Origin of the sequence: Cryptosporangium japonicum (assembly GCF_039524755.1) — a bacterium.
GTDB classification, from domain to species: domain Bacteria; phylum Actinomycetota; class Actinomycetes; order Mycobacteriales; family Cryptosporangiaceae; genus Cryptosporangium; species Cryptosporangium japonicum.
This window is the reverse complement of sequence record NZ_BAAAGX010000008.1, coordinates 1-24,578: the sequence shown is the minus strand read 5'-3', so window position 1 is coordinate 24,578 and position 24,578 is coordinate 1. Positions and strand designations below refer to the sequence as shown.

Here is a 24,578-nt window from a genome sequence, read left to right as displayed (position 1 = left end):
GACGAACGGAGTGCGGCGTGTCCGCGAGTGACCTGACCAGCGGGATCAACTCCCGGGCGGCGTACTGGCGGGAACTGCTCGCCGGCGCCCCGACGGACCTGCCGTTACCGACCGACGTCGTCGACGCGTCCCCGACCGGCACCGGGGTGGCCGAGCGCCCGGTGCCGAACGCGGTCGGCGCGGCCGCCGAGCGGGCCGGGGTCACCGCCGACGACCTGCTGCTGGCGGCGTTCGTCGCGGTGCTCTCCCGCTACGGCGCCGGGAACGACCTGGTGGTGCTGGCCGACGGCGCACCGCTGCGCGTCCGGATCGACGACGGCGACGGGCTCGACGCGCTCGCGCGCCGGGTCGCCGCGGCGCGGACCGAAGCGCGGGCGCACGCCGTCCCGCTCGCCACGATCGCCGCGGAGGTCGACGCCGAGCCGCTGCGCCGCGGCGCCGTGCTCGCCAACGTCGGTTTCGGCGGCGAACCGGACCCGACGCTCGACCTCTGGCTGGGCTCCGCCGACGGCACGCTCACGCTGCGCCACGCCACCGACCTGGTCTCGGCCGGCGGCGCCGCCCGGATCCTCGGCCACCTCGCGACGCTGCTCACCGACGACGTCGAGCCGCCACTGGGCCGCCGGACGGTGCTCACCGCCGACGAGTACGAGCAGGCGATCCACGGCTGGAACGCCACCGGGCACACCGTCGCACCCGGCACCGTGCCCGCGCTCTTCGCCGAGCGCGTCCGCGCGGCCCCGGACGCGATCGCGCTCGTCGTCGAGGAGACCACGCTCACCTACGCCGACCTCGACGAACGCGCCAACCAGCTCGCGCACCTGCTCCGCGCGAGCGGCGTAGGGCCGGAGACGTTCGTCGGGCTCGCGCTGCCCCGCTCGGCCGCGCTGATCGTCGCCGAACTCGCGGTGCTCAAGGCCGGTGGCGCCTACCTGCCGCTGGACCTGGACTACCCGGCCGACCGCATCGCGTTCATGCTCGGCGACGCCGCCCCGGTCGTCGTCGTCACCACCCGGGAGCTCGCGGCGGCGCTGCCGGGGAACACCGCGGTGCTCGTGCTCGACGACCCGGCGACCGCGGCGGACCTGGCCGCGCAGCCCACCCGCGCCCCGGACGTCGACCTCGCGGTGACCAACGCGGCCTACGTCATCTACACCTCGGGCTCCACCGGCCGCCCCAAGGGCGTCGTGCTCTCCCACTCCGGGGTGGCCAAGCTGCTGGCCACCGGCGTCGAACACTTCGGCATCGGTCCGCACAGCCGGGTACTGCAGTTCGCGTCCCCGAGCTTCGACGTCGCGTTCTTCGACCTGTGCCTGGCGTTGCTCTCCGGCGGCCGGATGATCCTCGTGCCGTCCGACCGGCGCACCCCCACCGACGCGCTCGCCTCGTACGCCCGCGAGCACGGCGCGACGTTCATGATCCTGCCGCCGGCCCTGCTCGGCGCGCTCCCGGCCGACGCCCGGCTCCCGGAGGGTGCCACGCTGCTCGCCGGCACCGAACGGATCTCCCCGGCGCTGGTGGCCCGGTACGCCCGCGGGCGACGCATGTTCAACGCCTACGGCCCCACCGAGGCCACCGTGAACTCGACGCTGGGCCGCTGCGACCCCGACGTCGTCGAATCCTCGGTGCCGATCGGCCACCCGGACCCCGGCACCCGCGCCTACGTCCTGGACGACGCGCTGCGCCCGGTGCCGGTCGGCGTCGTCGGCGAGCTCTACCTCGCCGGCGACGGGCTCGCGCGCGGCTACCTGGGCCGCCCCGACCTGACCGCGGCGCGCTTCGTCGCCGACCCCTACGGCGACGGCGGGCGGCTCTACCGCACCGGCGACCTCGTGCGCCGACGCCCGGACGGCCGGCTGGACTTCGTCGGGCGCTCCGACGACCAGGTGAAGATCCGCGGCTACCGGATCGAGCTCGGCGAGGTCGAGGCCGCGCTCTCCCGGGACGCGCGGGTCGCGCAGGTCGCCGCGACCGTGCGTGAGGACCGGCCGGGTGACAAGCGCCTGGTCGCGTACGTCGTGCCCGCGTTGGACACGGCCGGGGACGACCGCGTCGAGGCGTGGAAGGACCTGCACGAGCGCCTCTACGGCTCGCGCACCGGCGAGCAGGTCGGGGAGGACTTCACCGGCTGGAACTCCTCCTACGACGGTCGGCCGATCCCGCTCGACGAGATGCGTGAATGGCGCGACGCCACCGTCACCCGGATCCGGGCGCTGCGGCCGCGGCGGGTGCTGGAGCTCGGCGTCGGCAGCGGGTTGCTGTTGCACCGGATCGCGCCGGACTGCGTGGAGTACTGGGGCACCGACCTGTCCGCCGGCGCGATCGAGGGCCTGCGTCCGCAGGTCGGGGCGAACGTGACGCTGCGCAACCAGCCGGCCGACGACGTCACCGGCCTGCCGCCGGGCCGTTTCGACGTGATCGTGCTGAACTCGGTGATCCAGTACTTCCCGGACGCCGGCTACCTCGAGCGGGTGCTGCGCCGGGCGACGTCGCTGCTCACCGCCGACGGCGTGCTGTTCGTCGGCGACGTCCGCAACCTGCGGCTGCTGCGCACGTTCCGGGCCGGAGTGGCGCTCGGCCGCACCTCGTCCACGGCCGGTGCCGCCGCGGCCGTCGAGCAGGACCTCGCCTGGGAGGGCGAACTGCTCCTCGACCCGGACGCGCTGCCGCGGATCGCCGCGCGTCTCGGCCTCACCGCCGACGTCGAGGTGAAGCGGGGCGAGGGCGCCAACGAGCTGACCCGCTACCGCTACGACGTCGTGCTGCGCCGCGCGGGCGCGCCGGCCCCGGTCGCGTCGGTGCCGTGGACCGGTTCGCTCGACGCGGTGCTGGCCGCCGGGCCGGACGCGATCCGGGTCACCGGCATCCCGAACGGCCGCCTCGACGCCGACCGGGCCGCGCTGCGCACCCTCGACGGCGCCGCGCCCGCCGCCCCCGGCGTCGACCCCGAATCCGTCTACGCCGCCGGTCGGGACCGCGGCTACACCACCCACCTGACCTGGTCGGCCGACGAAGCGTGCCTCGACGCCGTCTTCACCCGCCCGGGCACCGACACCCCGATCGTGCCGGGCGACCCCGGCACCGAGCGGCCGATGACGAACCGGCCGGTGTCGTTCCGGGACGTGCCCACGCTGCTGCGGCGCCTCCGGGAGCAGGCCCGCGAGTGGCTGCCGGACTACATGGTGCCCTCGGCGTTCGTGCCCCTGCCCGCGCTCCCGGTCACCGGCAGCGGCAAGCTCGACCGGGCCGCGCTCCCGGCCCCCGACCGGGCGGCGCTCTCCACCGGCGCCGCGCCGCGCAGCGCCCGCGAGGAACTGCTCTGCACGATCTACGCCGAGGCGCTCGACCTGCCCCGCGTCGGCATCGACGACGACTTCTTCGCCCTCGGCGGCGACAGCATCATCGCGATCGACCTGGTGATCCGGGCCCGCCAGGCCGGCCTCGCGCTGCGCCTGCGTGACGTGTTCGCGCTGCGCACGGTCGCCGCCCTGGCGCCGGCCGCCACCCCCGCGACCGAGGCCACGCCCGGCGCGCTCCCGGACGCCGTCGACCCCGACACCGCCGCCCGGCTCGCCGAGGAGCTCCCCGGCCTCACCGAGATCCTCCCGGTCACGCCGCTGCAGGAAGGCTTCTGGTTCCACGCGCTCGTCGACGGCGCCGACACCGGCACCTACGTCGTCCAGCTCGTCGTCGAGCTCGAGGGCACCGTCGAGGAGACCGCCCTGCGGACCGCCGCGCAGACCGTGCTCGACCGGCACGCCCCGCTGCGCGCCGCGTTCCGGCAACGCCCGGACGGGCGGCTGGTGCAGGCGATCGTCGACGGCGTCGCGCTGCCCTGGCGGGTGGTCGACGCCACCGACCTGGACGAGGACGCCCAGCGGCGCCGCCTGACCGCCGAGGCCGACGCCGAACGCGCCCGCCCGTTCGACCTGGCCCGCCCGCCGCTGCTGCGCGCCCTGCTGGTGCGCCGCGACGGGGGCCGCGCCTGGCTCCTGCTGCAGTTCCCGCACGTCATCGCCGACGGCTGGTCGGTGTCGGTGCTCCTGCGCGACCTGTTCGCCGCCTACGGCGCCGCCCCGCAGCTGCCTCCGGTGACGCCTTACCGCTCCTACCTGGCGTGGCTCGCCGCCCGCGACACCGGGGCCGCCCGGGACGCGTACCGGGCCGCGCTGTCCGGTCTCGACGAACCCACGCTGGTGGCCCGCGCGGTGCCCTCGCCGCGCACCGGGCGCGGCCGCGCCGAGGAGGTGCGCGTCGAGCTGCCCGCGGCACTGACCGCCCGGGTGGCCGCACGGGCCCGCGAGCACGCGCTCACGCTCGGCGTCGTCGTGCAGGGCGCCTGGGGTCTGCTCCTGGGCCGCCTCACCGGCCGCTCCGACGTGGTGTTCGGCACCACGGTGAGCGGCCGCGCCGCCGAGGTGGACGGGGTCGCGGACATCGCCGGGCTGCTCATCAACACGGTGCCGGTGCGGGTGCGCTGGAGCGCGTCCGACCGGCTGGCCGACCTGCTCACCCGGCTCTCCGCCGAGCAGTCCGACCTGCTCGACCACCAGCACGTCGGGCTGGCCGACGTGCAGCGCGACGCCGGCGTCGACGAACTGTTCGACACCGTCGTGGTGCTGGAGAACTACCCGGTCGACGCCGGGCTGCGCGACGCGGCGGGCACCGTCACGCTCGCCGGGCTCGACTACCGCGACGCCGGCCACTACCCGCTCGCGCTGATCGCGGTGCCGGGCGAGACGCTCGAACTGCGGTTCAAGCACGACGCCACCCGGGTCGACGCCGCGTTCGTCGCGCAGGTCGCGGCGTGGTTCACCGGCGTGCTCGACGCGTTCGCCGAGACGCCGGAACGCCCGGCCGGGCAGCTCGAGCTGCTGTCCGGAGCGGAGCGCTCCGCGCTGCTCGCGGCCTGGGCGGGCGACCGGGGTCCGGCGCCGGAGACCGTGCTGGACCAGTGGGCCGCCCAGGCGTCGTCCACCGCGACCGCGGTCGTCGACGGCGACGGTTCGCTCACGTTCGCCGAGCTCGACGCGCGGGCCGAGGAGCTCGCGGAGCGGTTGCGTGCCGCCGGGGCCGGCCCGGAGACCGTGGTCGGGGTCGCGGTGCCGCGGTCGCTGGACCTGCCGGTCGCGCTGCTCGGGGTGCTCAAGTCCGGCGCCGCGTACCTCCCGCTGGACGTGGCCCTGCCCGCCGAGCGCCACACCGCGATGCTCGCCGACGCCGGCGCGACGCTCGTGGTCGCGGCCGGCCTCACGCTCCCGGGTGCCGAGCCCGTCCCGGCGGCGGTGCCCCGCGCCCCGCGCGGCGACAACGCCGCGTACGTCCTCTTCACCTCAGGGTCGACCGGGCGGCCCAAGGGCGTCGTCGTACCGCACTCGGCGCTGGCCTCCCAGCTGGCCTGGGTGCAGCAGCGCTTCGACCTGCGCGCCGACGACCGGGTGCTGCACCACCTCTCGATCGGGTTCGACCCGGCCGTGCTGGAGCTGCTCTGGCCGCTCACCGCCGGCGCGACAGTGGTGCTGAGCCCGCCCGCCGCCACCGGCGACCCGGCGACGCTGGTCGAGCTCGTGCGCCGGCACGGCGTCACCACGATGGTGCTGGCGTCCTCGCTGCTCCCGCCGCTGACCGACGCGGCCGGCGACCGGCCGATTCCGGTGCGGCGGCTCCTGGTCGGCGGCGACGCGCTGACCGGCACCGTCGCGCGGCGCTGGACCGAGGCGACCGGTGTGCCCGTCGCCAACCTCTACGGCCCCACCGAGACCACCGTCCAGGTGACCTCGTCCGACGCGGACCCCGCGGCGACCGGACCGGTGCCGATCGGGCGGGCGGTGGACCGGGTGCGGCTGTACGTGCTCGACCAGGCGCTGCGGCCGGTGCCGCCCGGGGTACCGGGAGAGCTGTACGTGGCCGGCGCCCAGCTGGCCCGCGGGTACGCCGGTGCGGCCGCGCTCACCGCCGACCGGTTCGTCGCCGACCCGTTCGGGCCGGGGCGCATGTACCGCACCGGTGACCTGGTCCGCTCCACCGCGGACGGCGTGCTCACCTACCTCGGCCGCACCGACCGGCAGCTGAAGGTGCGCGGCAACCGCATCGAGCCCGGCGAGATCGAGGCGCACCTGCTCGCCCGCCCCGACGTCGCCGACGCCGCCGTCGTCGCACCGGACGGCCGCCGCCTGGTCGCGTACCTGGTGCCGGCGGCGGACACCGCGCCCGACGTCGAGGCCGTGCGGGCGGCGCTGGCCGACGCGCTGCCGGCGCCGTTCGTCCCGGACACGTTCGTCCGGCTCGACGCGCTGCCACGCACGTCCGGCGGCAAGCTCGACGTCGCCGCGCTCCCCGACCCCGAGCCGGTCGCGGTCGCCGCGGGCCGGGCACCGGCGACCCCGCTGGAGCGCCGATTCGGCGAGATCATCGCGTCCGTGCTCGGGCTGCCCGAGGTCGGTCCGGACGACGACTTCTTCCGCATCGGCGGCGACAGCATCCAGTCGATCGCGGTCGCCAACCGCGCCACCGCGGCCGGCACGCCGATCACCCCGCGTGACGTCTTCACCCACCGCACCGCCGCGGCGCTGGCCGCGCTGGCCGCGCCGGCTGACCCCGGGTCGCCCCCGCTCCGGCCGGTGACCGTCGAGCTCACCGACGACGAGCGGCGCACCGTCGACGCGCGCAGCCCGTGGCCGGTCGAGGCGGTGTGGCCGCTCTCCCCGCTCCAGGAGGGACTGTTCTTCCACGCCGGGTACGACGGCACCGGCTCGGTCGACGTCTACACCGCCCAGGTCGCGTTCGACGTCGACGGCGGCCTCGACGCCGACCGCCTGCGCGCCGCGACGAGCGCACTGCTCGCGCGCCACCCCGGGATGCGCGCCGGCTTCACGGCCGACGGCCTGCCCGGCCCGGTGCAGTTCGTCACCGTCGACCCGGAGCCTCCGCTCACGCTCGTCGACCTGGCCGGGCTCGGCCCGGAGGCGCAGGAGGCGCGCATCACCGCGCTCCTGGCCGACCACCGCACCCGCCGCTTCGACCTCGCGCGGCCCCCGCTGTTCCGGATGTTGCTGATCCGGCGCGGTGACGGGCCCGACCGGCTCGTACTCACCCACCACGTCCTGCTCTGGGACGGCTGGTCGGCCCGCGTCGTGCTCGAGCAGCTCTTCGCGCTCTACCACCGGCGGGAACCGGCCCGGGCCGGATCCTACGGCGACTACCTCGCCTGGATCGCCGCCCGCGACACCGAGGCGGCCAGGCGGGCCTGGCGCGCGGCGCTCGACGGCCTCGCCGAACCGACGCTGGTGGCACCGGCCGGGACCACCGGCACCGTCCCCGCGCTCCCGCACCGCCGCCGCGCCGACCTCCCGGCCGAGCTCACCGCCCGGCTCACCGGACTGGCCCGGGCCGAAGGCGTCACGCTCAACACCGTCCTCAACGCCGCCTGGGCGCTCACGCTCAGCGGCGCGGTCGGGCGCACCGACGTCGTCTTCGGCTCCACCGTGGCCGGCCGCCCGGCCGAACTGCCCGACGTCGGGCACGCGGTCGGGCTGTTCCTGAACACGGTGCCGGTGCGGATCGCGCTGGACCCGACCGAGACCGTCGCCGACCTGCTGCGCCGCGCGCAGGCCGAACGCGCGGCACTGATGGCGCACGAGTACCTCGGCCTCGGTGAGGTGCAGCGCGAGTCCGGTCACGCGCGGTTGTTCGACACGCTGTTCGCGCTGCAGCACGTCGGTGACGCCGACGACCTCGCGACGACGTACGGCGCCACCGAGGTCGCGAGCATCGACGCCACCCACTACCCGCTGACGCTGGTGGTGGCGCCCGGCGAGCGGCTGCGGGTGGTGCTCGCGCACCGTCCGGACGCGATTCCGGCGGGCACCGCGGGTGCGCTGCTGGCCCGCTTCACCACGATCCTCGAGCGCTTCGCCGCCGCCCCCGGCACACCGCTCGGCCGCCTCGACGTGCTCCCGGCCACCGAACGCGCCGCGCTGGCCGCCCGCGCGGCCGCCACCGCGCACGTGCTTCCCGAGCAGACGATCGCCGACCTGCTCGGCGCACAGGCCGCGCGCACCCCGGACGAGATCGCACTGGTCTTCGGCGCCGAGCGACTCACCTACGGCCAGCTCGACGAACGGGTCAACCGCATCGCCCGCCTGCTGCTCGAGGCCGGCGCGGCACCGGAGCGGATCGTCGCGCTGGCGCTGCCGCGCTCGGCCGACATGGTCGCGGCCCTGTTCGCGGTGCTGCGTACCGGCGCGGCCTACCTCCCGCTGGAGCTCGACCACCCGGACGCCCGGCTCGCGGCCACCCTCGCCGACGCCGAGCCGGTCGCCGTGCTCACGACCGCGGCCGTGGCGCCGCGCCTGCCCGGCGAGCCGCTGATCCTGGAGAACCTCGACCGGTTCGCCGCCGGCCCGGTCAGCGTCGCGTTCAGCCTGGACCACCCGGCGTACGTGATCTACACGTCGGGCTCCACCGGAAAGCCCAAGGGCGTCGTCACGCCCTACCGCGGCCTGACGAACATGCAGCTCAACCACCGCGAAGCGATCTTCGAGCCGGCCATTGCCGCCGCCGGTGGCCGGCGTCTGCGCATCGCCCACACCGTGTCGTTCGCGTTCGACATGTCGTGGGAGGAGCTGCTCTGGCTCGTCGAGGGCCACGAGGTGCACGTCTGCGACGAGGAGCTGCGCCGCGACGCCGAGGCCCTGGTCGCCTACTGCGACCGGCACCGGATCGACGTCGTGAACGTCACGCCGACCTACGCCGACCACCTGATCGGCGAAGGGCTGCTGGCGTCCGGGCCCGAGCAGCACCGGCCGCCGCTCGTGCTGCTCGGCGGCGAGGCCGTCTCGGACTCGGTCTGGGGCCGGCTGCGCGACACCGTCGGGACGTTCGGTTACAACCTGTACGGACCCACCGAGTACACGATCAACACGCTCGGCGGCGGCACGCTCGACAGCGCCACGCCCACCGTCGGCCGGGAGATCTGGAACACCAGCGTCCACCTGCTCGACCCGTGGCTGCGACCGGTGCCGGACGGGTGCCCCGGCGAGCTCTACATCGCCGGCGCCGGCCTCGCCCGGGGTTACCTCGGCCGGCCGGGGCTGACCGCGGAGCGGTTCGTCGCGAACCCGTTCGGCCCCGGACGCCTGTACCGCACCGGTGACCTGGGCGTCCGCCGCCCGGACGGGGCCATCGACTTCCTCGGACGCACCGACGACCAGGTGAAGATCCGCGGCTACCGGGTGGAGCCCGGTGAGGTCGAAGCGGTGCTGGCCGCCTCCGACGACGTGGCCAGGGCCGCGGTCGTGGTGCGCGGCCGCGGCGACGCCCGGCGGCTGGTCGGGTACGTCGTGCCGACCGCGCGCGCGGCGGACGGCGACGAGGACGAGCAGGTCGCCGAGTGGCAGCAGGTGTACTCGGACGAGTACGACGAGATCCCGACCGCGCTGGTGCACGAGGACTTCTCCGGGTGGGACTCCTCCTACGACGGGCAGCCGATCCCGCTCGCCGACATGCGTGAGTGGCGCGCCACCACGGTCGAGCGGATCCGCGCGCTGCGCCCACGCCGGGTGCTGGAGATCGGCGTCGGCAGCGGGCTGCTGCTCTCCCGGCTGGCGCCGGAGGTGGCCGAGTACTGGGGGACCGACTTCGCCGCTCCGGTGATCCGGAAGCTGCGTGCCGAGCTGCCCTCGTCGCTCGCCGACACCGTGCACCTGCGTCACCAGCCCGCCGACGACGTCAGCGGGCTGCCCCGCGGCGTGTTCGACACCGTCGTGATCAACTCGGTGATCCAGTACTTCCCCAGCGTGGAGTACCTGGTCACGGTGCTGACCCAGGCGCTGGACCTGGTGGTGCCGGGCGGCTCGGTGTTCGTGGGCGACGTGCGCAACCTGCGGCTCGCGCGGATGTTCCACACCGCGGTGCAGGCCGGGCGGGTGACGCCCGACCGGCTCCGGACGGCGGTGGACCGCGCGCTGGCGCTGGAGAAGGAGCTGCTCGTCGACCCGGACCTGTTCGGGTCGCTGGCCCCGGCCACCGTGCTGGTGAAGGCCGGTGCGCACCACAACGAGCTGACCCGCCACCGCTACGACGTGGTCCTGCGCACCGGCCCGGCGGTGTCGGTCGCCGACGTGCCGTCGGTGGCGTACCCGGACGCTCTCGAAACGGTGGTCGCCGCGCACGAGCGGGTGCGCATCACCGGCATCCCCAACGCCCGCCTCACCGGCGAACTGGCGCTGCTGACCGGCGACCCGGTCCCGGCGGGGGTCGAGCCGGACGCGCTGGTGGCGCTGGGGGAGCGGCTGGGGCGGCGGACCGTGGTGACCTGGTCCCCGGCCGACGACGGGTCGCTCGACGCGGTGTTCACCGTGGACGACGAGCCGCTGGTCGACGTGGTGCGGACCGACCCGGCGCGCGGTGGGCTCGCCAACCGCCCGGCCGCCGCGCGCGGAGCCGCCGCGCTGGTCACCCGGGTCCGCGAGTACGTCAAGGCGCGGGTACCGGACTACCTGGTGCCGGCCGCGATCATCCCGATCGCCGACCTGCCGCTGACCGTGAACGGCAAGCTCGACGTCGCCGCGCTCCCCGACCCGGACACGCCCGGCGCGGGGTCCGGCACCGGCCGCGCCCCGGCCACCCCGCTGGAGTCGACGCTCTGCGACCTGTTCGCCGACGTCCTCGGCCTCGGGTCGGTGACCGCCGACGACAATTTCTTCGACCTCGGCGGGCACTCGCTGCTGGCCACGCGCCTGGTCGGCCGGGCCCGCTCCGCGCTCGGCGCGGAACTGTCCATTCGCGACCTGTTCGAGGCACCCACGGTCGCCGAGCTGGCCACCCGGGTCGGCGCGGCGGGCGACGGACGCCCCCGCCTCACCCGCTACCCGCGGCCGGCGACGCTCCCGGCCGCGCCCGCCCAACAGCGGCTCTGGTTCCTGCAGCAGCTCGACCCGGCCTCACCCGCGTACAACTTCCCGATCGTGGCGCGGATGCGCGGTCACCTGGACCGGGCGGCGTTCGCGGCGGCGTTGCACGACGTCGTCGCCCGGCACGAAGCACTGCGGACGCTGCTCGTCGCCGACGACGGGCGGCCCGTCCAGGTGATCGTGCCGGTCGAGCGGGCCCACGTGCCGATCGTCGAGCGCGCCGACCTGGACGTCGCGGCCCGGGAGCCGTTCGACCTGGCGAGCGAGCTGCCGATCCGGGTGGCGATCGACACCCGCGAGGACGGCGACCACCGCGTCCTCGTGCTCCTGCACCACGTCACGACCGACGAGTGGTCCGACGGTCCGTTCCTGCGCGACCTGGCCACCGCCTACACGGCCCGCCTGGCCGGTACCGCCCCGTCCTGGGCCGAGCTCCCGGTCCAGTACGCCGACTACACGCTCTGGCAGCGTGCGCTCCTCGACGAGGTCGCCGAGGCCCAGCTCGCGTACTGGACCGAGGCCCTGCGCGGCGCGCCGCGGCGCCTGGAGCTGCCGTACGACCGACCGGGCACGCCGGCGCGGCCGGTCGCGGAGTTCGCGCTCGACGTGGCGGGCGAGACGTCCGCGGCGTTGCGTCAACTCGCGCAGCAGCGCGGCGCGAGCATGTTCATGGTCGGTCAGGCCGCGGTGGCCGCGCTGCTGCACCGGCTCGGCGCCGGCGACGACCTGCCGCTCGGTGCGCCGATCGCCGGCCGCACCGACGAGAAGCTCACCGACCTCATCGGGTTCTTCGTCAACACGCTGGTCCTGCGTACCGACGTGTCCGGCGACCCGGCGTTCGGCGAGCTGGTCGGCCGGGTACGCGCCGCCGACCTCGCCGCGTTCGCCGCGCCGGACGTGCCGTTCGAGGCGGTCGTGCGCGCGGTCAACCCGGACCGCTCGGCGACCGACAACCCGCTGTTCAACGTCATGGTCGTGTACCGCAACGCCGCGGACACCGGGCTCTCGCTGCCGGGCCTGACCGTGACGCCGGAGCCGCAGTCCACCGGCACCGCGCGCTTCGACCTGGTGTTCGCGTTCCTCGAGGGCGACGACGGCGGGCTCGGCGTCCTGCTCGAGTACCGCGCCGACCGGTTCGACGCGGCCACGATCGACGCGCTGGCCCGGCGTCTCACCCGGCTGCTCGCCGCGGTGGCCGCCGCGCCGGACGCGCCGCTCAGCGCCGTCGACCTCCTCGACGAGGCGGAGAAACGGCGGGTACTGGAGGAGTTCAACGACACCGCGCGAACGGTGGAGGAGAAGACGCTGCCCGCGCTCTTCGCCGACCGCGTGCGCGAGGCACCGGACGCGATCGCGGTGGTCGACGCGGCCGGGGAGACGACCTACGCGGCGCTCGACGCCGACTCCGACGTGCTCGCGGCCCGGCTCGCCGCGCGGGGCGTCACCGAGGGCGACGTCGTGGCGCTGGCCGTGCCGCGGGGCACGGCGCTGGTGACCGCCGTCCTCGGTGTGCTCAAGCTCGGCGCGGCCTACGTCCCGCTGGACCTGACGCACCCTTCCGAGCGGCTCGCGTTCATGCTCGCCGACAGCGCCGCGGTGCTGACGATCACCGACTCGTCGGTCGCCGGCCGGGTGCCCACCGGCCCGCTGCTCCGGCTCGACGACCCCGGACCGGCACCGCGTCCGTGGCGCGGACGGGGGCCGACGCTGCACAGCCCGGCCTACGTGATCTACACGTCGGGGTCGACCGGGACACCCAAGGGGGTGGTCGTCGGCCACGAGGGCATCGCGAGCCTCGCGGCGCTGGCCACCGACCGGATGGGCGTGACCAGGGACAGCCGGATCGCGCAGTTCGCGTCGGTCGGGTTCGACGTGTTCGTGTTCGACCTGGTCCAGGCGCTCACCGTCGGCGGCCGGCTGATCGTCCTGCCCGAGGACGTCCGGGTCGCCGACCACCCGCTCACCGACTTCCTCGCGGCCACCGGCGCCACCCACGCGATCCTGCCGCCGTCGCTGCTCTCCGCGCTGCCCGCCGAGTGCGAGCTGCCCGACGGGATGGTCGTGCTGGTGGGCACCGAGACCGTGCCACCGTCACTGGTGCGGCGGCTGACCCGGCGGCAGCGGGTCTTCGGCGCGTACGGGCTCACCGAGGCCACGGTCAACAACACGCTCTGGGAGGCCGAACCCGACTGGGACCAGGCCGTCCCGATCGGCCGCCCCGACCCGAACACCCGCGCCTACGTGCTCGACGAGCGCCTTCGCCCGGTGCCGGTCGGCGTCGCCGGTGATCTGTACCTGGGTGGCCGCGGCCTGGCGATCGGCTACCTCGGGCGCCAGGCGCTCACCGCCGAACGCTTCGTCGCCGACCCGTTCGCCGGCGGCCGGATGTACCGCACCGGTGACCGCGCCCGCTGGCGCGCGGACGGCAACCTCGACTTCCTCGGCCGCGACGACGACCAGGTGAAGGTGCGCGGCCACCGGATCGAGCTCGGCGAGATCGAGGCCGCGCTGGCCCGGGCCGACGGGGTCACCCAGGCGGCGGTGATCGCCGACCGGACCGGCTCCGTCACCCGGCTGATCGGGTACGTGACCGGCGATCCGTTCCTGGACTCCGCGTCGGTGCGGGCCGAGGTCGCGACCCGGCTGCCCGACTACCTGACGCCGGCCGCCGTCGTGGTGCTCGACGGGCCGTTGCCGCTCACGCCGAACGGCAAGCTCGACCGCGCCGCGCTGCCGGAGCCGGTGTTCGGCACCGAGGGACGCGCGCCCGCGACCGAGCGGGAGAAGGTGCTCACGACGATCCTCGCCGACCTGCTGCACCTGCCGTCGGTCGGGGTCGACGACGACTTCTTCGCGCTCGGCGGCGACAGCATCATCGCGATCCAGCTGGTCAGCCGGGCACGGCGGGCCGGGCTGCGGCTCAAGCCGTCGGCGGTGTTCACCGGGCGGACGCCGGCCGGTCTGGCCGCGGCCGCCGAGGACCTGCCCGGGTCCGCACCGGCACGCACCGACCTGCTGAACCTCACCGCGTCCGAGAGCGCGCAGGTCGCCGCGTGGAACGCGGCCGAGATCCTGCCGCTCACCCCGACGCAGCAGGGCATGCTGTTCCACGCCGCGCTCGACCAGGACACGATCGACCCGTACCTGGTGCAGGTGTGGCTGGAGCTGCCCGCCGACGCCGATCCCGCCCGGGTGCGCGCGGCCGGGCAGGCCCTGCTCGACCGGCACGCGAACCTGCGGGCGTCGTTCCGGTACCTGGAGTCCGGGCGGCCGGTCGCGGTGGTCCCGGACCGGGTGGAGCTGCCGTGGACCGAGTACACCAAGGAGTCCTGGGAGGAGTTCGGCGAGGCCGAGCTCGTGCGTTTCGACCTCGGGCGCGGCCCGCTGGTGCGGATGGCGGTGGCCGGCGACGTGCTCGTCGTCACCCACCACCACATCCTGCTCGACGGGTGGTCGGGGCCGCTCTGGGTCGGTGAGCTGAGCGCGCTCTACACCGGCGCCGAGCTGCCACCCCCGGTGCCGTTCCGCGACTACCTCGGCTGGCTCTCCACCCAGGACACCGATGCCGCCGCCGACGCGTGGGCCGCGGAACTGGCCGGGCTGCCCGCGGGGCCGCGTCACCTGGCGCCGGCCGACCCGGGGGTACCGCCGGTGTGGCCGGAGACCGCGACGCACCACCTGTCGGAGGAGGTCACCGAACGGCTCGCCGCGTTCGCCCGCGGTGCCGGGGTGACCGTCGGCGCGTTGGTCAACACCGCCTGGGGCCTGACGCTCGGCCGCCTCACCGGCCGGGACGACGTGGTCTTCGGCACGATCGTCTCCGGCCGCCCGGCCGACCTGCCCGGCATGGAGTCGATCGTCGGCCTGTTCATCAACACCGTGCCGGTGCGGGTGCGCGGCACGGCCGACACGTCGTTGCGCGACGCGCTGGCCCAGGTCTGGGACGCCCAGTCCCGCCTCGCCGAACACCAGTACCTCGGCCTGAACGACATCCAGCGCGCGGCCGGCACCCGCGAGCTCGTCGACACGATCGTCGTGGTGGAGAACTATCCCACCGCCGCCGGCGACGACGCGGTGATCCGGCCGGCCGGCGGTGACGACGCCACGCACTACCCGATCTGCTGGGACGTCAAGATCGAGGCGCGGCTCAAGCTGGCCGCCCAGTACCGGCCCGACCTGTTCACCGCCGCGGAGATCGAGCGCTTCACCGCGGCGTTCGCGTCGGTGCTGACCGCGTTCGCCGACGAGGAGGACCGGCGCGTCGGCGACCTCGACGTGCCCCGGTACGTGCGCGACACGATCCCCTGGGAGCAGTACCCGGTGGAGGTGGCCCCGGCGTCCGACGCGGTGCTGGTGAACGCCGTCCGCGAGCTCTACGCCGAGGTGCTCGACCAGCCGGTCGGCCCGGACGACGACTTCTTCACGCTCGGCGGCGACAGCGGTGCGTCGACCCGGCTGGTGCAGGCCGGTCGTCGCCGCGGGCTGGAGATCCGCCTCCGCGAGGTGTTCCGGCTGCGTACCCCGGCGGCGGTCGCCACCACGGTCACCGCGGCGGAGACCGTCGTGCCCGCGACCCCGATCGTGCGCTGGCTCGCCGCGACCGGAGGGAGCATCGACGGGTTCAACCAGTCGGTGGTGCTACGGACCCCGGCCGGCACCGACCCGGCCCGTCTCGCGCGGGCACTGCAGGCGGTCGTGGAGCGCCACGACCTGCTGCGCGCGCGCCTCGACCGGTCGGACTGGACGCTGCGCGTGCCCCGCGCGGCCCGGCCGGTGCCGGTGCGCACCGTGCCCGTCGCCGGCCTCTCCGCCGACGCGCTGCACGCGGCCGTCGACGCCGAGGCCCGCGCCGCCCGCGACCGGCTGGACCCGGACGCCGGAGCGATGGTGCAGGCGGTCTGGTTCGACGCCGGGCCCGAGCCGGGGCGGCTGCTGCTGATGATCCACCACCTGGTCGTCGACGGGGTGTCCTGGCGGATCCTCGTCCCCGACCTGGCCGCCGCGCACGAAGGCCGGCCGCTGGAGGAGGTCGGCACCTCGTTCGCCGACTGGGCCGTCGCGCTGGGCACCGCGGCCGCCGCGCGCGCCGGTGAACTGCCGTACTGGCGCGACGTGCTGGCCGGCCACCGCCCGGGGCCGGCGCCGGCCGCCGAGCGGGACGAGTTCCGGATCGTGCTCGGTCCGGACGAGACCGCGCCGCTGCTCGGCCGGGCCCGCGACCGGCTGATGGCCGCGTTCGCGCTGGCCCTCGACGGTGCCCCGGTCGTGCTCGAAGGCCACGGCCGCGAGGAGTCGGCGGTGCCGGGCCCGGTCGACCTCTCCCGTACGGTCGGCTGGTTCACCAGCGTCTACCCGGTCCGCCTGGACGCCGGCACCGGCACACCGGCCGAGCAGCTCGACCGGGTCGCCGCGGCGTTGGCGGCGGTGCCGGGCAACGGCATCGGGTACGGGCTGCTGCGCTACCTCGGCCCGGAGACGGGGCCGGAGCTCGCGCGGGCCGGCCTGCCCGACGTCCAGATCAACTACCTGGGCCGGTTCGACGCCCCGGAGACCGCCGACTGGACTTTTGCCCCCGAAATGGCGGCAGCCGCTGCGTATGCCGACGATCCGGGCATGAGCCCGGCCTATCCGATCAGCGTGACGGTGAGCGTCGACGACCGCGCCGAGGGACCGGTCCTGACCGCGACCTGGACATTTACCGTGGACCGCGCCGACGAGGCGCGCCGTCTCGCCGCGGTCTGGCGGGAACGGCTGGCGCTCCTGTCCGAATGAGATGGGCGGACAGCCCCGGACGAGCCGTGGAACACTTTCCCGGGTGGGGGTGACCGAACTGCGGATCCGGATGTTCGGCCGGATCGACCTGCTCATGGACGCGCAGCCGCTGCAGATCGCGCGGCAGGAGGCCACCGTGCTGGCGGCGCTGGTGGCCTCCGGAGGCCCGGTCCGGCGCGATCAGCTGATCGCCGCGGTCTGGCCGGACGACGCACCGCGCGGGGACGGGTTGTCCCCGGTCGTCGCCCGGCTGCGCAAGCGCCTGGCGCCGGGCGGGCTGGACATCACCTACCTCCGGGACCGCCGGACGTACGAGCTGGTCGGTCCGCTCGGCACCGGGGCGGCGTCCCGGGTGGACACCGTCCGGTTCGTCCACTTCGCCGACGCGGGCGACCGGCTGGCCGCCCAGGGGCGCGACCTCGACGCGCTGGCGGCCTACCGCGCCGCGGTCGACGAGTGGATCGACGCGCCGTTCGCGCTGTTCGGCGACGACCCGCCGGCCCCGTGCGTGCGGCTGGCCACCACGTTGACGCGTCGCCATGCCGACGTCGTCACGCACCTGGCCGAGGTGGGGCTGCGGCTGGGCCGCTACGACGTGGTCGGTCCGGGGGAGTCCGACGCGCAGTGGCTGGCCCGGTTCCTGCGGACGCTCCGCGACGCCGGCGGCACCGCGGCCGAGGAGCTCATCGATGCCCGGCGCGTGGTCGCCGGGTACGACGACGCCGTGACGCGGGCGTTCGACCTGCTCTCGCTGTTCGAGTTCGGGTTCGACGTCCACCGTCCGCTGTGGATCGCGCCCCGGCCGGTGGACCCGGGAACGCCGGCCCGGCTGGTGGGGCGCGAGGCCGAGGTCGCGGCGCTCGGCGCGGTGCTGGAGCCGGTCGCGGCGGCGCGGCCTTCGGCGCTGACCGTGACCGGGGTCGGCGGCGTCGGCAAGACCCGGCTGCTCGAGGAGCTCGGGCGGCTCGCCGACCGGCAGGGCACGGCCGTGGCCGCGGTGACCTGTTACCCGTCGGGGGAGTTACAGCCGTGGCGGCTGCTGGCCGGCGCGTTCTGGGCGCGCACGCGGCGTGACCCGTCCACCGGCCCGAGCCCGCTCGACCGCGGCACGCTGGTGGACTTCCTGTCCGCGGCGGCGGGCAGCACACCGCGGGACCCGGCGCAGCTGACGTCGGTGCTGTGCTCGCTGCTGCAGCGGGCCGCCCGCCCGGGCGGGATCGTGGTGGCGTTCGACAACGCGGACCTGCTCAGCCCGCGGGCGATCGAGCTGCTCGACCAGGTGCGTGCCGCGCTCGGCGACGTCGGCGTCGGGTTCGTGCTGGCCGGGCGGGACGAGGGGGCCTGGCGGGACCGGCCCGGCGACGACCGGCGGAGTGCACCGGCCACGCTGCGGCTGTCCGTGCTCGGCGCCGACGGCGTGCGCGAGTGGCTCACCGAGACGCGCGGCGCCGCACCCGGCGAGGACGAGACCCTGGCCGCCTACCGCTCCACCGGCGGCCTCCCGATCCGCCTCGGTGACCTCGCCGCCGACGGTCCGGCCGCGGCGGCGCCGGGCGCGGCCGGCGAGGAGGAGCCCAGGGCCCGGCGCGCGGCCGGGTTGTCGGAGTGGCTCGCGGCCGCGGCGATCACCTGCATCGACGAGCGGATCGACCTCGGGCTGGTCGCGGAGATGCTGGGGCTCGACGCCGAGGAGTCCGACCGGCAGCAGGCCGCCGCGGTCGCGAGCCGGGCGATCGAGGGGCACGGGCCGGTGCGGTTCCGGCACGCGCTCTGGCGCGAGGAGGTGCTCACCGAGCTCGAGTCCCGGCCCGCGCTCGCCCGGCGGCTGCACCGGCGCGCGTTCGAGGTGCTCGACGCCAGGACCCCGGTCGACCAGGCGCTGTCGGTGCGGATCGCGCACCACGCCCGGGCCGCGGCGGTCGAGCTCACCGACGAGCAGGTCGCGATCGCGTGCCTGGCCGCGGCCCGGGCCGAACAGCACACGTTCGCACCGAAGGCGGCGATGGTCTGGGCCGAGGAGGGCCTGCGCCGCCGCTGCTCCACCCCGACGCGGTTCGCGCTGCTCGTCGTCCTCGGCGACGCGCGCAACGACACCGGCTACATGGACGAAGCCGGCCGGGACTACCTCGCGGCCTACGAGGTCGCGGACGGGCATCCGCGGCTGCGTGCCACCGCGGCGGTCAAGATGGCCCGCCGCTGGTCGGACCCGGGGCGGGTCGACGTCCAGCTGACCCAGATCCTGCGCACCTGCCTGGCGGAGCTGGAACCGGTCGACGACGACACCGCCCCGCTGGTCGGGCAGGTGCGTGCGCACCTCGCGCACAAGACCGCGATGGGCGTCGACGACGTCGCGCCGGACGGCCGCACCGGAGCCGCCCTGGCCGAGCAGGCGCTCGCCGAGCTGTCGCCGTCCTGGGACCCGGCGGTGCAGTGCGAGATCCTCACCGAGTGCCGGTGGGGTCTCTACGACACGCGGCCGCCGTCCGAACTCCTCACGCTGGCCGGCCGGCTCCACGAGACCAGCCTGCGCGCGAAGTCCCCGCACTTCCGCAGCGAAGGCCTGGTGGCGCTGGCCATCGACCGGTTCCGGCTCGGCCGCGTCCCCGACGCGCTCGCCGCGGTCGAGGAATACCGCCAGCACGTCCAGTTCAACCGCAGCCCGCTCAACGTCTGGCAGCTCGGGGTGCTGGAGACCGTGCTCGACCTCTGGCGGGGCAAGTTCGACGCCGCCGAGGCGCGGATCCTGGGGGAGTCGCTGCGCACCGTGCAGGAACTGGAGAGCACGCAGACGCTCCCGGTCAGCACGCTGCGCCAGACGTGGATGGGCCAGGCCTACTGGCTGGCGCACGAGCGGGGTGCGATGGAGCAGCTGTTCGATCTGGGCCTCGCCGACCAGATGGACCAGCACGGGTTCTTCCCGATCTGGCAGGCGGCGCTGGTGCTCGCGCACGCCGAGACCGGTCGCCACGACCGCGCGGCCGACCTGCTGCTCGCCGTGCTGGACGAGACCGAGTTCCCGGCACACGGCTGGGGTCCGCCCGCGCTCGGCATCCTCGCGGAGGCGTGCACGACGCTGGCGCTCACGCCGGTGTCCGGCCCGGAACTCGACGCCGTCGCCGTCCGGCTGCGTGCGCTGCTCGTCCCGCACCTCGACGAGGTGCTCCTCGCCGGCTGGCCCACGGTGCTGATCGGACCGGCGGCCCGGTTCGCCGGGGCGCTCGGCATCGTCACCGCGGACTACGACGAGGCACTGGACCAGCTCGGTGTCGCCACCCGGCTGGTGTCGGCAGCCGCGCCCCAGCTCGCCCGCGTCCGCCTCGACCAGGCGCGGGCGTACCTGCTCCGCGACGGTCCCGGCGATCGCGGCGACGCCGCGGCCCTGCTGCGCAAAGTACTGGCGTCGTCCGACGCGCTGGGCATGGCGGACGTGTCCGCGCGGGCCCGGACGTTGGCCGGCCAGCTGTCCTGAGCCTGTCCTTCGGCGTCTCCTCTCGTCGGCCGGATGCCGTACCGGGACTCGCGGCACCCCCTCCTTCACCGAGGGCCCCGGTACGGCGGGTACCAGCCATTGTGGTGGTTGAACCTTGCACGACCCTTGCGTGCACGACCCTTGCGTGCCCGGTCAGACGCGGAAACCCGCGACCGAGTCGTTCAGCGCGCTCGCGGTCAGGGTCAGTTCCCGGGCGGCGCCGGCGGCCTGGGCGGCGCTCGCGTTCGACTCCTCCGCGGTGGCCGAGACGTCGCTGACCGTCAGCGCGATGTGGTCCACCCCGGTCGCGGCCTGCCCGATGCTGCGGTTGATCTCGTGCGTGGTCGCGGTCTGCTCCTCGACCGCCGAGGCCACCGTCGTCTGGTGCTCGTTGATCTGCTCGATGATCGCGTTGATCTGCCCCAGCGCGGCCGCGGCCTCGTCGCTGCTGGCCTGCATCGCGGCGATCTTGCGGGTGATCTCCTCGGTGGCCTTCGCGGTCTCCTGCGCCAAATCCTTCACCTCGGTCGCGACCACCGCGAAACCCTTGCCGGCCTCCCCGGCCCGGGCGGCCTCGATCGTCGCGTTCAGCGCCAGCAGGTTCGTCTGCTCGGCGATGCTGTTGATGACCTTGACCACGTCGCCGACCTCGACGCTGGCGGCACCGAGCGCGGCCACCGAGTCGTTCGTCTGCTGCGCGGTGTTCAGCGCCTGCTGCGCCACCTCCACCGCGCTCGCCGCGCTGCGTGAGATCTCCGCGATCGCCGCGCTCATCTGCTCGCTCGCCGCCGCCACCGTGCTCACGCTGGCCGCCACCTCGTTCGCGGCCATCGACGCGGTCTGCGAACCGGCGGCGGTGGTCGTCGCACCGGTCTCGATCCGGGCCGCGACCGCGCTGAGCTCCTGCGACGCGTCGGTGACCCGGCCCGCCTGCCGGAGCACCTCGGCGACGCTGGCGCGCATCGACTCCAGCGTGCGCTTGACGCCCCGGGCCATCTGGCCGACCTCGTCGTTCGTGCCGGGATCCGGGACCGCGGTCGTCAGATCCCCGCTCGCCATCCGATCGAGCGCCGCTCCGACGCCACGCAGCGGCCGGCTGATCCCGCGCGCCACCCACAGCGCGAGCACCAACCCGATCGCGATCGCGGTCAGCAGCCCGGCGACCGAGATCGTCAGCGCGGTCGTGTACCGGCCGTCGAGCTCGTCGGCGCGGGCCCGGGCCTGCACGTTCTCGGCCGCGGTGATCTTCTTCAGCGCTTCCTCGGCGGCCAGGTACGGTGCTCTGGCCGCGCCTTCCTTGATGCTGACGTAGCGCGCGGTGTCGCCGGCCGACGCGGCCGGGATCATCTGGGCCGTCGCGATGTCGTCGTAGGTGGAGAACGCGGTGACGAACTCGTCGACGAGCGTGGGGTCGGCCGCGGTGGCGCGGTACTTCGCGGCCAGCGCCGTGATCGTCTCGCCGTCGTCGCTGATCTGCTGGGCCTTCTGCGTGCTCGCGGCGCTCCCCGCGTCGAGCAGCGCGAGCGAGTTCTGGTCCGCGCGCATGAGCCGGAACGCGTCGCGCAGCTCGCCGACGGTGACCAGCGGGACGACGTTGTTGGTGTAGATCGCTTTGCCGACCGACCGCACCTCGCCGGTCTGCAGCAGGGTGACCAGGGTCGCGGCGGACGCCACCGCCAGCGCGCCGAGCACGGCGACGGTGATCTTCGCGCCGACCTTCAGATCGCCCCAGGGCCGGCGCCCACCGGTCGGCTCCTCGACGCTGTGCGGCTGCGCCACGACGTCCCCAAGCTGTTGTAGGAGAGTGCTCCGTCTCTCTCGTCGGCGCCGGGACCGTAGCTCTGAGCGAAATCAGGTGCGGGGACGCTCGAACAACCGGGACATGACGATCGTCGTGCGGGTGCGGTCGACCTGCGGCAACGCACGCATCCGCTCGACCGTGCTCTCCACCCCGGCGATGTTCGCCGCCATCACGTGCACCAGCGCGTCGGCGTCCCCGGTGATCGTGCGCACGCCGACGACCTCCGGGATGGCCTCCAGGTCCGCGCGCAGCCGCGCCGGCGAGACGTTGCCCTGGTACGACAGCTCGACGTACGCCTCGGTGTCCCAGCCCAGCGACGCCGGATCGACGATCGCGGTGAACCCGGCGATGGCGCCGCGCTGACGCAGCTGGTCGACGCGGCGCTTCACCGCCGGGGCCGAGAGCCCCACCTGGGTACCCACCTGCTGGTAGGTCGCGCGGCCGTCGCGGAGCAACGCGGCGACGATTGCCCGGTCCAACTCGTCCATCGGCACTCGATTCGTTGTGTGTTCGGCCTCTCTGCGCAACACATCGACGCTATCCGCGCAACGGATCGTGATTGCTTGCGAGTGGCGGCGTTCGTACGTTAATCGACGAACGCAAAGGAGCTCTCGCTATGAACGTCCCTTTCGTCGATGTCGCATCCCTGGCCCGCTGGGTCACCGCGCTCGGCGCCGAGCGCATCGTCGCCGACCTGGTCGGCGAGCTGGAGCTCGACTTCAAGCGCTGGCCGGAGTTCGACAAGAGCGCCCGGGTGGCCACCCACTCGACCGACGGTGTCATCGAGCTCATGCCGATCAGCGACGGGCAGCAGTACGCGTTCAAGTACGTCAACGGCCACCCGACGAACCCCGAGCACGGCTACCAGACCGTCACCGCGTTCGGTGTGCTCGCCGACGTCCACAACGGATACCCGGTCTTCGCGGCCGAGATGACGATCCTCACCGCGCTGCGCACGGCCGCGACCTCCGCGCTGGCCGCGCGCTACCTCGCCCGGCCGGGGTCGACCACGATGGCCCTGATCGGCTGCGGCGCCCAGGCGGAGTTCCAGGCCCTGGGCTTCCGTGCCGTCCTCGGCATCGATCGGCTGCGTATCTGGGACACCGATCCGGCGGCGATGGACAAGTTCGAGCGCAACGCCACCGCGCTGGGCTTCACCGTCGAGCGCGCGTCGGACGCCCACGACGCGACGGTCGGCGCCGACGTCGTCACCACCTGCACCGCCGACAAGACGAACGCGACAGTGCTGGCCGCCGCGTCGGTCGGCCCCGGCGTCCACGTCAACGCGATCGGCGGCGACTGCCCCGGCAAGACCGAGCTCGACCCCGACCTCCTGCCGCGGTCGGAGGTGTTCGTGGAGTACACGCCGCAGACGCGGATCGAGGGGGAGATCCAGCGCCAGCCGGCCGGCTTCGCGGTCACCGAGCTGTGGGAGGTGATCGCCGGGCTGCGGCCCGGGCGGAGCAGCGCGGAGGCGATCACCGTCTTCGACTCGGTGGGCTTCGCGATCGAGGACTTCACCGCTCTGCGCTACCTGGCCCGGTCGGTCGAGGGCACCGGTTACGCCGTCGACCTGGACCTGATCGCGGATCCGCGCGACCCCAAGGACCTCTTCGGGTTCGTCGCCGGTGCCTGAGATGGGTCAGGCGCCCGGAGCGGTCGTACTGGTCCGGCCGCACCACTTCGTGCCCAACCCGGCCACGATCTCCGACAACCTGTTCCAGGCCCGGTCGCCGGTGCCCCCGTCGCGCGCGCTCGCGGACGCGGCGTTCGCCGAGGTCACCGCCGTCGCCGACGCCCTGCGCGCGGTGGGCGTCGGCGTCCACCTGTTCGACGACGAGTCGACCGGTACGCCGGACTCGGTGTTCCCGAACAACTGGTTCTCCACGCACCCCGACGGCCGGGTGGCGATCTACCCGCTGTACGCGCCGAACCGCCGGGCCGAGCGGCGCGCCGACATCGTGCGGTCGCTGCGCGTCGGCTTCCAGGTCAACGGTGTCCACGACTACTCGGTGCTGGAGGACGACTGCCTCTACCTCGAGGGCACCGGTTCGATGGTGCTCGACCACGTGCAGCGGGTCGCGTACGTGGCCCGCTCGTTCCGCTCCCACGACCGGGCGGTCGCGATGGTCTGCCGTGACCTCGGCTACGAGCCCGTCGTCTTCTCCTCGCTGGACTCCCGGGGCGCGCCGATCTACCACACCAACGTGATGATGTCGGTCGGCTCGACGGTGGCCCTGGTCGCGCTGGACTCGTTCGAGCACCGGGCCGAGCGGGACGCGGTCGAGCGGCGGTTGGCGGCGTCCGGCCGGGTGGTCGTACCGCTGACCCAGCCGCAGGTCGACGAGTTCGCCGGCAACACCATCGAGCTGCGCGGGGGCGACGACTCGTACCTGCTGCTCTCCGCCCGCGCCCACGACAGCCTGACCGGGGAGCAGCGCGCGGTGCTCTCCGCGCACCTGAAGCTGCTCCCGGTGGCCGTGCCGACGATCGAGCTGGCCGGCGGGTCGGTGCGGTGCATGGTCGCGGGCATCCACCTGCCGCGCCGGGTGCGGCGCCCGGCCGAGACCGGCCTAGTAGTACTTCGTTAAGTCGGCGTGTTGGGGAGTGTGTTTGTCGGGTC

6 protein-coding genes are annotated in these 24,578 nt (G+C 74.8%); 4 read left to right on the top strand and 2 right to left on the bottom strand.

Annotated elements, in window-relative coordinates; all coding sequences use genetic code 11:
• Positions 1 to 17: 17 nt before the first annotated feature.
• Both ABD437_RS10375 and ABD437_RS10370 read left to right on the top strand, forming a co-directional pair.
• Positions 18 to 16,685: an amino acid adenylation domain-containing protein gene (locus tag ABD437_RS10375; RefSeq protein WP_344648570.1), complete on the top strand. Its 16,668-nt coding sequence runs from the start codon at positions 18 to 20 to the stop codon at positions 16,683 to 16,685.
• A gap of 43 nt (positions 16,686 to 16,728) precedes the next feature.
• On the top strand, positions 16,729 to 20,154 hold the full coding sequence (locus ABD437_RS10370; protein ID WP_344648569.1) for an AAA family ATPase: 3,426 nt from the start codon (positions 16,729 to 16,731) through the stop codon (positions 20,152 to 20,154).
• Positions 20,155 to 20,307: 153 nt separating this feature from the next.
• Here the strand turns inward: ABD437_RS10370 and ABD437_RS10365 are convergent, their stop codons facing one another.
• On the bottom strand, positions 20,308 to 21,933 hold the full coding sequence (locus tag ABD437_RS10365) for a methyl-accepting chemotaxis protein (protein WP_344648568.1): 1,626 nt from the start codon (positions 21,931 to 21,933) through the stop codon (positions 20,308 to 20,310).
• A 72-nt stretch (positions 21,934 to 22,005) separates the two neighbouring features.
• The gene (locus ABD437_RS10360) at positions 22,006 to 22,443 is read right to left on the bottom strand and encodes an Lrp/AsnC family transcriptional regulator (protein WP_344648567.1); all 438 of its coding nucleotides are present in this window, start codon (positions 22,441 to 22,443) and stop codon (positions 22,006 to 22,008) included.
• Positions 22,444 to 22,571: 128 nt separating this feature from the next.
• Between ABD437_RS10360 and ABD437_RS10355 the strand changes: the two genes are divergently transcribed.
• Together ABD437_RS10355 and ctlX are read left to right on the top strand one after the other, a co-directional pair.
• A complete protein-coding gene (locus tag ABD437_RS10355) occupies positions 22,572 to 23,591 on the top strand; it encodes an ornithine cyclodeaminase (protein ID WP_344648566.1) in 1,020 nt (339 codons plus the stop codon).
• Position 23,592: 1 nt separating this feature from the next.
• Entirely contained in the window at positions 23,593 to 24,546 is a 954-nt protein-coding gene (ctlX, locus tag ABD437_RS10350) for a citrulline utilization hydrolase CtlX (protein ID WP_344648700.1), read from the top strand.
• Positions 24,547 to 24,578 lie beyond the last annotated feature (32 nt).